The 11,803-nt window shown below is 41.6% G+C and carries 15 protein-coding genes; 11 read left to right on the forward strand and 4 right to left on the reverse strand.

The window, feature by feature from the left end; all coding sequences use genetic code 11:
• Nucleotides 1-2: 2 nt before the first annotated feature.
• Nucleotides 3-1,370: a RagB/SusD family nutrient uptake outer membrane protein gene (locus tag ACK8HY_RS01535; RefSeq protein ID WP_416132507.1), complete on the forward strand. Its 1,368-nt coding sequence runs from the start codon at nucleotides 3-5 to the stop codon at nucleotides 1,368-1,370.
• Nucleotides 1,371-1,409: 39 nt separating this feature from the next.
• Here ACK8HY_RS01535 and ACK8HY_RS01540 read toward each other — a convergent pair whose 3' ends face one another.
• From ACK8HY_RS01540 to ACK8HY_RS01550, 3 genes are all read right to left on the reverse strand, one after another.
• Nucleotides 1,410-1,706, reverse strand: a complete 297-nt coding sequence (locus tag ACK8HY_RS01540) for a hypothetical protein (protein WP_416132508.1) — start codon at nucleotides 1,704-1,706, stop codon at nucleotides 1,410-1,412.
• Nucleotides 1,707-1,919: 213 nt separating this feature from the next.
• Nucleotides 1,920-2,492, reverse strand: coding sequence for a MauE/DoxX family redox-associated membrane protein (locus ACK8HY_RS01545; protein WP_416132509.1), 573 nt, complete (start codon nucleotides 2,490-2,492; stop codon nucleotides 1,920-1,922).
• 161 nt (nucleotides 2,493-2,653) lie between these two features.
• Nucleotides 2,654-3,598, reverse strand: a complete 945-nt coding sequence (locus tag ACK8HY_RS01550; protein ID WP_416132510.1) for a hypothetical protein — start codon at nucleotides 3,596-3,598, stop codon at nucleotides 2,654-2,656.
• A 276-nt stretch (nucleotides 3,599-3,874) separates the two neighbouring features.
• On the opposite strand from ACK8HY_RS01550, the gene ACK8HY_RS01555 reads away from it, so the two are divergent.
• From ACK8HY_RS01555 to ACK8HY_RS01600, 10 genes are all read left to right on the forward strand, one after another.
• A complete protein-coding gene (locus tag ACK8HY_RS01555; RefSeq protein WP_416132511.1) occupies nucleotides 3,875-4,015 on the forward strand; it encodes a hypothetical protein in 141 nt (46 codons plus the stop codon).
• A gap of 66 nt (nucleotides 4,016-4,081) precedes the next feature.
• Entirely contained in the window at nucleotides 4,082-4,948 is an 867-nt protein-coding gene (locus tag ACK8HY_RS01560) for a hypothetical protein (protein WP_416132512.1), read from the forward strand.
• A gap of 67 nt (nucleotides 4,949-5,015) precedes the next feature.
• A complete protein-coding gene (locus ACK8HY_RS01565) occupies nucleotides 5,016-6,077 on the forward strand; it encodes a histidine kinase (RefSeq protein ID WP_416132513.1) in 1,062 nt (353 codons plus the stop codon).
• The gene (locus ACK8HY_RS01570) at nucleotides 6,067-6,831 is read left to right on the forward strand and encodes a LytR/AlgR family response regulator transcription factor (protein ID WP_416132514.1); all 765 of its coding nucleotides are present in this window, start codon (nucleotides 6,067-6,069) and stop codon (nucleotides 6,829-6,831) included. Before ACK8HY_RS01565 ends, ACK8HY_RS01570 begins: the two co-directional genes overlap by 11 nt.
• Nucleotides 6,832-6,895: 64 nt before the next feature.
• Nucleotides 6,896-7,195 carry a helix-turn-helix domain-containing protein gene (locus ACK8HY_RS01575; RefSeq protein WP_416132515.1) on the forward strand — a complete coding sequence of 100 codons (300 nt, stop codon included), beginning with the start codon at nucleotides 6,896-6,898 and terminating at the stop codon, nucleotides 7,193-7,195.
• Between the two features lie 403 nt (nucleotides 7,196-7,598).
• Nucleotides 7,599-8,240: a DUF6266 family protein gene (locus ACK8HY_RS01580; RefSeq protein WP_416132516.1), complete on the forward strand. Its 642-nt coding sequence runs from the start codon at nucleotides 7,599-7,601 to the stop codon at nucleotides 8,238-8,240.
• Between the two features lie 63 nt (nucleotides 8,241-8,303).
• Nucleotides 8,304-8,690, forward strand: a complete 387-nt coding sequence (locus tag ACK8HY_RS01585; RefSeq protein ID WP_416132517.1) for a hypothetical protein — start codon at nucleotides 8,304-8,306, stop codon at nucleotides 8,688-8,690.
• Entirely contained in the window at nucleotides 8,609-9,232 is a 624-nt protein-coding gene (locus ACK8HY_RS01590) for a hypothetical protein (protein WP_416132518.1), read from the forward strand. Before ACK8HY_RS01585 ends, ACK8HY_RS01590 begins: the two co-directional genes overlap by 82 nt.
• Before the next feature lie 14 nt (nucleotides 9,233-9,246).
• A complete protein-coding gene (locus tag ACK8HY_RS01595; protein WP_416132519.1) occupies nucleotides 9,247-9,720 on the forward strand; it encodes a hypothetical protein in 474 nt (157 codons plus the stop codon).
• Nucleotides 9,721-9,973: 253 nt separating this feature from the next.
• Nucleotides 9,974-11,008 carry an alpha/beta hydrolase gene (locus ACK8HY_RS01600; protein WP_416132520.1) on the forward strand — a complete coding sequence of 345 codons (1,035 nt, stop codon included), beginning with the start codon at nucleotides 9,974-9,976 and terminating at the stop codon, nucleotides 11,006-11,008.
• A gap of 123 nt (nucleotides 11,009-11,131) precedes the next feature.
• Here the strand turns inward: ACK8HY_RS01600 and ACK8HY_RS01605 are convergent, their stop codons facing one another.
• A complete protein-coding gene (locus ACK8HY_RS01605; RefSeq protein ID WP_416132521.1) occupies nucleotides 11,132-11,503 on the reverse strand; it encodes a nuclear transport factor 2 family protein in 372 nt (123 codons plus the stop codon).
• Nucleotides 11,504-11,803 lie beyond the last annotated feature (300 nt).

Consider the following 11,803-nt stretch of genomic DNA (forward strand, 5'->3'; position numbering starts at 1 on the left):
GAATGATGAAATATATAAAATGTATTTTTCGCTGCGCCATGTTTGGCTTGCTCACTTTAATAACAAATGCCTGTAAAAAGGATTTTTTGGATGCAATTCCAGATCGCGCCCGATCGATCCCTTCAACCCTTGCGGATTTGAGGGCGCTATTGGACAACTCATCCATTATCAGTAAACTGGCAGGATATGGTATGCCGGAGATGTCAACGGATGACTACTATGTCAATCTGAATATTTGGACGGCTCTATCTCGACCTGAACAAAAAAATATGTATACATGGGCTGGGGATATCTATGGGAATTTTGAGGGAATAGACGATTGGAATGCTCCTTATCAGCGTATCTTATATTGTAATTTGGTATTGGAGCGTCTGAAGGCTGTGACACAACCTTATGATGTTCAGGAATTTAATGACATCAAGGGAAGCGCATTATTTATACGTGCTTGGTCTTTTTGGGAATTATACAATTGTTTTGGTGCACTGTACGATCCATCCACATGGGAGAGTGAATTGGGTATTCCCTTAAGATTGGTCTCTGACATTACTTTACCTACAACTAGAAGTACGGTACGGGAAACGTTGACACAGATCGAAAACGACATGAAGGAAAGCGTAGATCTCTTGCAGGGGCTGCCTCAAGTGAAAACACGACCATCAAAAGCTGCTGCATTGGCCTTTCTTTCCCGGTTTTACCTGTTCATGGAGAACTATCCTCAGTCAGAAAAAATGGCATCGGAAAGTCTCGCGTTGCAATCTGATCTCCTTGACTATGCTTCCCTCTCTACTTCGTTGAATTATTCTTTTGGATTGTTCAATAAGGAAGTTATTTTCCATACGAGTATGAGTATTTATGCGATTTTGAACGCTACCAGACTGAATGTGTCAAAAGAACTTCATGCGCTATATAAAGGAGATGACCTAAGAAAGGACCTCTTTTTTAAAGCTTCTGATGGTGACTTTAAATATAAAGGTTCATATAATGGTTCGGCCGCTTTTTTTACAGGGCTTGCGGTAGACGAAGTTTGGCTCAATAAGGCTGAAGCTTTGGCACAGCAGGGTAAGCTCCAGGATGCAATTAAGACTTTTAAGCAATTTGCGAAATTTCGGTTCAAAAATGAGCAGGATATTCCGGCATCAAAGGACAATCTTTTAGCTTATCTAAGGGATGAAAGACGTCGGGAACTGCTCTTTCGAGGTATTAGATGGATGGATCTTAAACGATATAATCGGCATAGCGACACGCAGATCGTGTTAGAAAGGTCTATTGATGGAAAAGATTATACATTGGCACCTCAGAGTAGGCGTTATGTGTTTCCGATTCCGAATGAGGTGGTTCGGATAACAGGAATAGCACAAAATGAACGATAAGCAAAAGGCCCGAGTTTGATCGGGCCTTTCACATTTTTATTATTCATCGCGATGATATTGTTCAATATCAGAAACTGTAGGATCTGATAATGCAGCATTCACTGATGTCGGAACGGACGCTGTCGTAGTCATCTTGATAAAACAGGTATTACCAAGATTTGATTCTTGACATTCACTGTCAGCAGGTGGATCATCTTGCGGGTTCGATGTGTCGATAGTTTGACCATTGGCAGCCACGGGATACCATTTTGTAACTGCACCCGATTTAGTCTCGAACTTGTCTATCATTTTAAATGAACTGAAACCTACGATCGCTAAGCCTGCGATCAAAAGCATTGCGTTATCTTTTATAAGCTGAATAGTTCTCATTTTTATGGCCTTTTATTTTACGCAATTGAGTTTTTTAAAAATTGCGTTTTGATCAAAAAAAGGTTACCTCAAAAAACTTTGTGTTAATATATAGCGATCAGTACTTTGCTTTAACGAGATGTCCCGATCAATTCGTATCTCGGCTGTGCTTTTTACGTGGCACAGCTCACGTATCATAATTTAAAGCGATACCGGCCAAGCCGGGAACAAAGCAAATTTCTCTGGAAATCGCTTCCTCACCACCATTAGGAAGTGGTACAGTGGTACCAAAAGCGGGAGAGAAAAGAGGGGAGCTCTGGCGTTTTCTTTATCGTGTTGTTCCTCTTTGTGCATGGGGCTGGTTGGGCCAGTCAAGTACCATCCCAGTATGGACAGGCTCAACAGGATAAGATTTACTGCCAAATGCCAAGGCCAGGATAGGCTGCTAAAGACGGAAGCACAGCCACATGGGCGTTTGGGATAGAAACCCACGAGTCCCAGAGCGATGTAAATACTAAACGCGAGTAATAGAAATGCTGACAGCAGGTAAGCGTAACGTTTATATCTTCCGGTAAACAACAAGCCAATAAGTAGCTCAATAAAGGGTAAAAGCCAATAAAATGTGTCAATTACAAACGGAGTAAGTGGTTGGCGTTGTAAGGCTGAATGGAAAGCATTCAGATCGAGTAGTTTGTCGACAGCCACATACAACCAAAATACCATCAGAGAGATGCGGATGATTTGTGTAGTGATATATTTTGCTGTGCTGTTCATGTTGCTATTTTTTTACTTATATACTGTGTAAAGCAAAGTTAGGTCAGCAAAAGAGCTTAGGGGTGTCAAACCGGAAACAGTACTGTTGTCAAAAACGAAACCTTTGCTATTCTTCCCGGATCTTATTGAGGTAATCAGTGGGTGTCATCCCACTGGCGTTCTTAAAAAAACTTGTCGAACTGTTGCACACTATTAAATCCGCAGGCATAGGCCGCCTGTGTGCTGTTGGATAGCTTTAACAAGTTTTCCTGTGCCAGTTCCAGTAAAAAGTCCTTGCGACATTGCTTCATGGTATGGCCAAACACAGCTTTGTACACCCGCGCAAGATATTGTTGGCTTTTTTTGAATAATGAAGGCAACTCATCTAGTCTAAATTCCTGACCATCTATCGCTATGCTTCGCCGTATTTCTTCCCGTACCTGGAGCGCTAAAATACTACCGTCATATACTTTTTCATACTCCTCAAAAATTTTTTCTTTGCTAAGCTTGAGCAATTCGAGAATCTGACGATGGAGAAATAGCTCGGTATCCAGATCGATAAACTGCAAATGTTCGAGCAGGCGTGCGATCAGTACTCGAGTACGTGGACCGATCCTGAAATCTATGCTTTGCACCACTAAACCAGTTTTATTGCGGAAAGCTTCTACTAGCTCTTGTAAAAACTTAAAATGCCGCTCATGGTTCTTGCGGAACATTTTGCCACGAAAGTAAAAGGAAAACAATTGGGTACGTCCTTCAGGAAATTCCAAGATGTATTCTCCCGGCGGAAGGTAACAATAACAACCTCGCTTGGGGTGAAGCTCAAACTGCTGATGACCTTTTAGCAATAAAATAGGCCCGGCTGACTCTAATACATAGAAAGCATGCAGGTCCCCTCGTTCGATCTGTAGCCTTATGAGACTTCGCTTTTGCCCAAAGAGATGTAAGGAAGTCAAATAACTAAGAAGTCCATCGAATTCCTGTAGCAAGGCCTCATCGCCGTTTTCGTTCTGGAAATAGGAGGCTTTAGCGATCTTCATAAGCTGAATGCCTAATATATGGTTTAACGCTGTACCGCTGATCGGTGTATAGTGCTCCTCTAGTGCAATAAATAGGCTCTTTTGCATGGTCAAATTTTAATAAAAAGAGCAATATCGGAATAGAGCTAACAATAGGAAGAATTTAATCGTAGACAGCCGATTTTTTGCGCGAACGTCGCGCGAATGGCAAAACTGGCGCGAATAGGAAAGTTTACGCAAAAATAGGCTGAGTACACTTTTATTCGACTTTTCAGTGTGTTCGATTGGATATTCGTAGTACTGATTCAGCAAGCTCTGTCGACAAGAGTCTGGGATTTCCAACCCTGCGATCTTTGGACTTTTAGAATTGAAAAATTGTAAACAATGACTGAAATAGTATCGAATAAAATTTTGGTCCTGAATAGCACAGAACTGCAAGTCGTGAGATTGGCAGATTTTCTGGCCATCTTTTCTGTAATCGGGACGGATGAAGCCGAAGACAAGTGCGAAATCTGGGCCTTCTGACAACTGCAACTACTAACCTTGCAATCTCCGGTCACTAGACCGGGGATTGCTTTTAATCCACTTGATATGACAAATAGCCAAATGAACTTTGCGTTTTTCAGCGCCAATTTACATCACTATGTACCTGCGATACCTTGGGAGGATCACAATAAGCTGTATTCAATATTTAAAAGGTATCATATAGCGCGCAACCCGGAGAATTATACTCCTACAATAGCGGGATTGAATACGCTATCGCAGGCTGGTATACTGACGGGCTTTCACTTGGGCCAGCATGAGCTCTTGCCTCTTTATCTCGCTCGGGCGGGGATAGACTTTGATATTTTGATCAGTAAAAAGGTTTATCAAAAGTATCAACATAGTTTGAATTTACACAGGGCTGCTTTTGGTGTATCGGATCGACATTTCAATTTTCTCTTTGCCGAAGATAGGCATACGCTATTGCGTATAAGGAGATCATTGTATTCGGGTAGGCACATCCTGCTGTTTGCGGATGGTAATATGGGGGCCGATGATTCAGATGGCTTACTTGTCCCTGTATCGTTTTTTAAAGAACTGCTGTACGTAAGACGAGGAATAGCTTTTATGTCTCATTTGCTTAAGGTGCCGGTATATCCAATACTGGATGAGTTATCGTCGGATATTGTCAAGATAGATATTCAACAGCCTATTTGCCCCTCTTTTGAAATAGCACGCACAGATTACATCCAGCAATGCATGCAACAACTTTTTGATATATTGTCGGATAGGTTAAACGACCGATGGGCAGATTGGGCCTGTTGGGATTACCTACACCGTAATGGAATGTTATGTTTAATAGAATCTGCGGATATATTGGGGGATTTGCTGAGCCCTGAGCATACATTTGCTTTTACGAAAGGATCGAAAACTTTTATTCTAGATAGGTTGAATTATAATATTTTTGTTATTTAAGGTTATAATTGTATTTATTAAATAAAATACTTGTAATTTAATGATTACAACCATACTTTAACCGATTATGATTGAAGTTTTAAAGAGATATCGATCGCCAATTATATTATTTTTCAGCGTTGTTCTCATCCTGATCATCGGCAATCTACTACGTAATCAACGGTTAATAAATGTCATGCAGATCATTGGTATTATGTTATTATTTGTCTTCTATTTTAAGCTGTTAGACTTTAATCTCCGGATGGTCATTAGTTCAGCCTGGTCTAAGCGTGGTGTGGGGGTATTGATGTTCCTTTTTATTTTGTTTACTTATATCCCTTTTTCAAAATGGGTCATTTATGATTTCTATCCACATATCGGGATTTTTCTTTTTAAGATAAATTCAGATTTCGATACGGTACAGTTCAAATTAAGAGTGGGCTCAAGCTTTAGTTCCGTCTTATTGTTCACAGTAGGCAATGGCTTTTTTAGGAAACGCAAACGCCAGCAATCTTTATTGGAAGCTGATAATAATAATGCAAAAAATGAAATTGACAATTTGCGTTATCAGCTCTCGTTGCGTGATATCAATCCACATTTTGTTGAAAGTATCTTATCCACGGGTATTGGCAGATCTTTAATGGGAGAAGGTAGGGAAAGCGTTGATATGTTAATTCGTTTTAACCAGGTGCTGCGCTATGTATTGGATCAGGATATTGCTGGTATGAAAACGATTCCATTAAAAATAGAATGGGATTATTTGATTGACTTGACCGATATCCTGCAATGGAAATATGGAGATACGATAGTGGAGTTGTATGTGGATATGGATTGGGAAAAATGTCATCATCAGATTATTCCGATGTCTCTGGTGACGATCCTGGAAAACGCGATCAAGTATGCTGTTTTCCAATCTAAAGGAGCGCTCGTTATTAGATTGGTCTTGAGCCGTTACGGATTTGTATTCGAATGCCGAAATTTTTTCGATCCTGTGCAGCGCGCGATGATGAAGTCCTCCAATTTTGGCCTGAGCAATTTGCAGCAACGCCTGTGCAAAGAGGAAGGATACGGTGTACTCCATATCGAAGAATCGGATAATGAATTTATTGTGCGTCTTGTTCAGCATAAATTTGATCAGGATGGAAACTAGCATGGTATACCGCATAGGAATAGTTGATGATCAATTGGACGAACTGCTTCTGATCCAACGATACATAGCAGATGATTCCAGCTTAAAGATTGTTTTCTGCACTTCTGATCCGGTTCAGGCATTAAGCCTGATGGAGCAGCAGGAAATAGATATACTTTTATTGGATATGAACATGCAGCCATTGAATGGGGTACAGCTCCTGGAAGCATTAAAGGTAATGCCACAAGTCATCGTCTGTTCCAATCACCCGGAATATGTGTATGAAACATCACCTTATCAATCGGCATTTATCCGTAAAACAATCGGAAGAGCGGCCTTTAATGAAACGATGGAGCGGATCAAGGCATTTGTCGATGTCCCCCAAGATTTCGTTGATCTGAATGACAATATTTTAGATATAAAAACCTCAAAATCTGCCGGTTATCATATTCAGGTAAATACCGAGCGTATGATGTTAGCTGTTATTGAGGATAAAACAATGTGCTTTTACAAGGAGAATACAAACCGAGTGGGCAACAAAATGTATTTTACGAAAAATGGAAATATTACGATGGACTTGCTGGAAAGTCTGTTGGATAAAGAACAATTTGTACGGGTACACCGAAGTTATTTGGTGAATATGGCGTATGTAGAGCACTATTCCTTAGATCATATTGTGATCAAAAGTACCGATGTATTTGTGCCCATCGGGAAAACTTATCGGAAACGCTTTAAAGCAAATATCGACAAATACCGTAAAAAGAACAGATGCTGATGAATTAGCTTTCGGACAGTTGCAGTACAATAATCGATACGGTTTTAGTAATTAATCTGAATGTATGATGAAAAGATTTGACCGATTATTACTCCTAATTGAAACGATTAAAAATATCTTGGAAAAGCTCTTAAATGGAGCCCATTCACCCCACGAAGAAAAACTGCGGGCGGAAGACCTACTGACATCCAAAGAAGTACAATCTCTTTTCGGGATAGTACACAGTACCTACTATCGTTGGATCGACCGCAAGTGGTTAGACCCGATTATTATTGGTGGAAAGCATTATCACCGCCGGGATGATATCCAATCTCTTTTGGAAAAACGGAAATATCGGGAACGTGGTGGTCTAGATAAACTATAAAACGCTCACCTAATGCTATTTTTCTTCCCCAGTCCTTCGGAAAGGATTCGACTGTCCTTCGGGACTTCTCCCAGACTGCTTCGGGACAGCTTCGACAATCCTGTGGGAGCGCTTCGACTGTGCTTCGGGAACGACTCGAAGCGTAGCCGAAGCACAGTCGAACAATACTCGAACCGCTCCCGCAGCAGTCTCGAAGGAGATGGAAACACAGCTCGAAAAACTCCCGAACAGCGCCCGAAGAAAGTTACGGTTATTATCCCATTTCTTATCCTTTTATATCCCAAATTATCCCGATTTATCCCTTTAATTTTAGTTGCCTGATAACTGCATTAGTTTAGCCAATGATATATCATAGTAGTCCTGCATGCGGACATTGTATAAACAAAATTAAAAGATAGTAATTATGGCAACATTTTTAAAAGGAATCCACGGCGCATATAGCGGTAAAGTGGGAAATATTATAGGAAGTAATTGGCGGTCAGTTGATTATGTTAGATCTGTAGCGAGGCCAACTAATAAACCTGCTTCTTTAAAGCAACTTGCACAGCGTGAGAAGTTTGCATTATCAACTGCTTTTTTAGGCCCCCTAAAGGAGCTTCTAAACCTGGGATACTCTGATGTACAACAGGGTAGATCGACAGGTTATAACCAAGCATTGCGTGACGTGCTCAAATTTGCAATCACTGGAATGTATCCTGACTTCGAGATCGATTACAGCAAAGTTCGTATTAGTAGAGGTGCATTGGCAAATCTTTTTGTGCCACAATGGACCGAAAGTGCCCCACAGGAAATTACGTTGACGTGGATGAAATCGACAAGCGACCTAATGGGATACAACGATGACTCTGTAATTCTTCTGATCTACAATAAAGATAAGAAATATTTTAATTTGATGGAATCGGCAACAAGAGATGACGAGACATTAACGTTGACTTTTCCTTCTGTATATGCCGGAGATACAATCGTGGGATGGGTATTTACAGGGCACCGCGATGGTGTTAAAACCTCATCAAGTGAATTCATTGGTGAACTTACATTGAGTTAATAACATGAATAGCTACGGTAGTAATGATTGTTACTACTGTAGCTTATTTTCAATATATCAAAAATGAACACATTACAAAAACAACTGGTCTATCGTATCGAGGATATCTATTGGCCCTTAACAAGCAGACAGGTGCTGGGCATCGTACTGGCCTGTCTACTTATATTTTTTATTTCAGCCGGTCTATTATTACAGGTTATTGATCCAACCGCGGGGATATTGGACATCGGTGTCCTTTCGGTATTGCTCTTTGGGGTATTGGCCGGAATACTGGCCATTTACTGCTGCTACTGGTTGCAGGACATCCTCTGGCAGCCTTTTAAATTCTTTCGTGAAAATTTTAGTGATCACTTTAATCAATTGACATCATGGCAACAATGCATTATTTACTTTTCGGTATTCTTTCTGTTGTTATCCTCCTTCTTGGCAGTTTTGGCAATTGTCTTGTAGCATGGGACGTGGAGGAAAACCAGTTCGGATGTTCAACTTGTGGGACTACATCTCTTGAATTTCGACTTGAAAATCCGGTTCAGCAGGCAATTCAAGTGCAATCAGTAGACTTGCGCCAACGCATTGTGGACATTGCCGTACAAGAGATCGGTGTACAGGAAGCCACAGGGCACAATGATGGCCCGAGAGTAGAGGAATATCTGGTTTACACAGGATTAGGTAAAGGGCATGCTTGGTGTGCGGCTTTTGTATCTTGGTGTTATAGCCAAGCGGGACTGACGGCACCGCGCAATGCCTGGAGTCCGGCGCTCTTTCCGATGGTTCGGCGCTATAAAAAGGAACAGGTCGAGCAGGATGCTGTCCGAGAAGCAGATCTATTTGCCATCTATAACCCAAGGCTGGGGCGGATCAACCATGTGGGGATCGCACGGAAAAGGGGGGGCAATTGGCTGCTGACGGTCGAGGGCAACGTGAATAATCGCGTGCTTAGTAAACGACGCCATTTAGCGACAATCCATGCATTTTCAAACTGGTTGGACTGAAAAGGAGGAGGGATATGGGAACCTGTCTGAAATATATAGCGATCCTGACTGCTCTTGTACTGTTTGCCGGAGCTTGCCAGATCTTCCAGCCCCGGGTTCGAGAAAGCCGGGTTCTGAATAACAAAATAGAGCAGCAGAGCAATCAGCTGGATCTGCACTTTGTTATGCGGCGCGACAGTCAGTCGGGGTATTGGCTCTTTTGGTCGGATAGTACCTTTCGCTTTCATCCGGATAGTGGTCTAGTCGCAAAGTCGGGCATGCTACTTAATCATCAAGCCCGTGTAAGTACACATGTACAAAACGAAGCATCGACCGCAGTCAACAATATCAATGTGCAAACCCTGGATACCGAAAAAAAAGAAAAAAGAAGCTTGTTTTCGGCTTCCAGTAAATGGCTGCTGGGTTTGTTCCTCTTAATGATTCTTGTACTGCTGTGCCGCCTAATTTTAAAAAGGATTTTTACGCTGCGCAGTGGAACCCGAAAATAGCTGCAGCAGTCTATTTACATTTATTTGTTGAGGCCAGCTGTTGCGAAATAGCTGGCATTTTATTCAAGTTCACTTGCTTTAAATAAATAGTAATGTACTAGCCGAATACCATTATTTTTCATTACGAGGTGACGAGTAGACTTTGTAGGTGTTTGCTATTTAGAATTAATATAAATAATAGTATATTTGATGGCGAATTTAATAGCAAGTTTGAAAGGTATTTACTGTTTTTAATCATTTACTAGCTCATCACATGAAATTTAATTCTTTTATTGTTTGTTTATTGCTGCTGTTACCCCTTGGCAGGGTTGCGGGACAACAAGTCACTATCGGAGTCGAGACCAGCATCAGATCGCATATTGTCAACGAAGACCGTCCCATTCTAATATCGGTACCGGAAGGCTACCAAACTTATTCCGCAACCCGATATCCTGTCATCTATATACTGGATGGCGAGACCAACTTTAAGTATCTTGCCAGCTTATACCATTATCTGAGCCGTGAGCCCTCGGGCATTCTGCCACCGGCTATTCTGGTGGGCATTGCCAATACGGACCGCACACGGGATCTGACACCTACTGCAGTTTCGGGATCGAATGCGCACTCTGGGAAACGTGCCCGGGGCTTTGAGCGCAGCGGTGGAAATCCTGCCTTTATGGATTTTATAGGCAAGGAACTGTTTCCTTTTATCGAAAAGACATATCGCTCCAATGGCTATAAAGTGCTGGTGGGCCATTCTTTTGGGGGGCTGACTGCCATCAATAACTTAGTGACAAATCCATTGTTTAACGCTTACATTGCCAATGACCCCAGCCTCTGGTGGGATAATGAGTTGTTGATCAAAAAAAGCGAAGCGACACAACAAGACTTTAAAGGCATCCGCCTCTTTTTGGCGCAAGCCAATAATGCCCGCCTTCGGAATGTGAGCGTTGATGAACATGAAATCGCGATCGCCAAATTTAAAACCCTACTGGAAAAAGAAAAGCTTAAAAATCTTCTATGGAAATATGCTTTCTACGAAGAAGATGATCATGGTACCGTACCGCTACCGGGCAACAACGACGGCCTGCGCTTTATATTTGGGTCTTATCGTTGGAACTTTCGGGATGCCTTAAAAGATCCTGCCGTCATTCGTCAGCATTTTGATAGGGTCTCCGCTGAGCTGGGACACGAATTTCGCCCGACGCAGCTTTTCTTTCAGAAAATGATGTCCATTGCCAATGAAAGGAGCTCAACACTGATCGTCGATCAGCTAAAGGCAATACAGCAGCACTATTACCCGCAATAGTGCTGTTACAAAAAAAATGCTGCTAACTAAACAGAGGGCGGTCAGGATTGTAAATCTCTTCGGAGCAGATTTCGACAATTGGATGTGTGGACTGGATACTTCCGAACAATCGCAAGTACTGGGCTAGACCAATTCCGTTTCAGTATGCATGGCACAGACCCATTGATCATTTTCTTTGATCCAGGTGGATGTGCAGGCACAGTTAAGGGCTGTTTTGCCCTCCTTGGCCACATACTCCATGGTGATCCGATAGGCTATAATACCCGTATGCCCTTGAATGACCTCTGACTCGATGGAGAAAATTTCCTGAACCTTTAATTGCATGCCTTCGCTGGAGTCAAACATTTTTTTAAAGCTGGCTTCATCAACTTGGCGTATACCGTTTTTCCCGGCCACAATACAGGGAAAACGGGTCAGACGTTTAATGGTCTCAAAGTCGCGATGTTCCATTGCCCGCCAATATTCTTTTTCAAGTTCAATAATTTGCGTTTCCATGGTAATCTAATTTTGTGTAAAAATTCCAACTCAATTTCCAATATCAATTGGAATGGACTGGTCTATAGGAACGGTAGACAGGAACATTTGGTTTTAAAAGACCAGGAGAAAATTAAAGTTAAATGGGATATGCTAATTTTCAAAACCTTCTTGCGTCGCAAATGGTTATTCAAATACCACAGGCAGGTTAGATTATTGTATTTTTATAGGCTAGGTGTTGATTTCCTAGCCTATTTTATTTTAATATTTAAAAAGCTCTTGCGAACGTTGGGTTCTCCTGTTTTTGTTAAAGCAAAAAGG

It is taken from the genome of Sphingobacterium sp. NGMCC 1.201703, assembly GCF_047784615.1.
GTDB lineage: Bacteria > Bacteroidota > Bacteroidia > Sphingobacteriales > Sphingobacteriaceae > Sphingobacterium.

What these genes read in the sequence shown, in the direction of transcription:
- ACK8HY_RS01550 (WP_416132510.1), bottom strand. Translation starts at nt 3,598, where the DNA reads ATGCAAAAGAGCCTATTTATTGCACTAGAGGAGCACTATACACCGATC.
- ACK8HY_RS01580 (WP_416132516.1), top strand. Translation starts at nt 7,599, where the DNA reads ATGGCAACATTTTTAAAAGGAATCCACGGCGCATATAGCGGTAAAGTG.
- ACK8HY_RS01570 (WP_416132514.1), top strand. Translation starts at nt 6,067, where the DNA reads ATGGAAACTAGCATGGTATACCGCATAGGAATAGTTGATGATCAATTG.
- ACK8HY_RS01590 (WP_416132518.1), top strand. Translation starts at nt 8,609, where the DNA reads ATGGCAACAATGCATTATTTACTTTTCGGTATTCTTTCTGTTGTTATC.
- ACK8HY_RS01560 (WP_416132512.1), top strand. Translation starts at nt 4,082, where the DNA reads ATGACAAATAGCCAAATGAACTTTGCGTTTTTCAGCGCCAATTTACAT.
- ACK8HY_RS01605 (WP_416132521.1), bottom strand. Translation starts at nt 11,503, where the DNA reads ATGGAAACGCAAATTATTGAACTTGAAAAAGAATATTGGCGGGCAATG.
- ACK8HY_RS01535 (WP_416132507.1), top strand. Translation starts at nt 3, where the DNA reads ATGATGAAATATATAAAATGTATTTTTCGCTGCGCCATGTTTGGCTTG.
- ACK8HY_RS01585 (WP_416132517.1), top strand. Translation starts at nt 8,304, where the DNA reads ATGAACACATTACAAAAACAACTGGTCTATCGTATCGAGGATATCTAT.
- ACK8HY_RS01565 (WP_416132513.1), top strand. Translation starts at nt 5,016, where the DNA reads ATGATTGAAGTTTTAAAGAGATATCGATCGCCAATTATATTATTTTTC.
- ACK8HY_RS01595 (WP_416132519.1), top strand. Translation starts at nt 9,247, where the DNA reads ATGGGAACCTGTCTGAAATATATAGCGATCCTGACTGCTCTTGTACTG.
- ACK8HY_RS01575 (WP_416132515.1), top strand. Translation starts at nt 6,896, where the DNA reads ATGATGAAAAGATTTGACCGATTATTACTCCTAATTGAAACGATTAAA.
- ACK8HY_RS01545 (WP_416132509.1), bottom strand. Translation starts at nt 2,492, where the DNA reads ATGAACAGCACAGCAAAATATATCACTACACAAATCATCCGCATCTCT.
- ACK8HY_RS01540 (WP_416132508.1), bottom strand. Translation starts at nt 1,706, where the DNA reads ATGCTTTTGATCGCAGGCTTAGCGATCGTAGGTTTCAGTTCATTTAAA.
- ACK8HY_RS01600 (WP_416132520.1), top strand. Translation starts at nt 9,974, where the DNA reads ATGAAATTTAATTCTTTTATTGTTTGTTTATTGCTGCTGTTACCCCTT.
- ACK8HY_RS01555 (WP_416132511.1), top strand. Translation starts at nt 3,875, where the DNA reads ATGACTGAAATAGTATCGAATAAAATTTTGGTCCTGAATAGCACAGAA.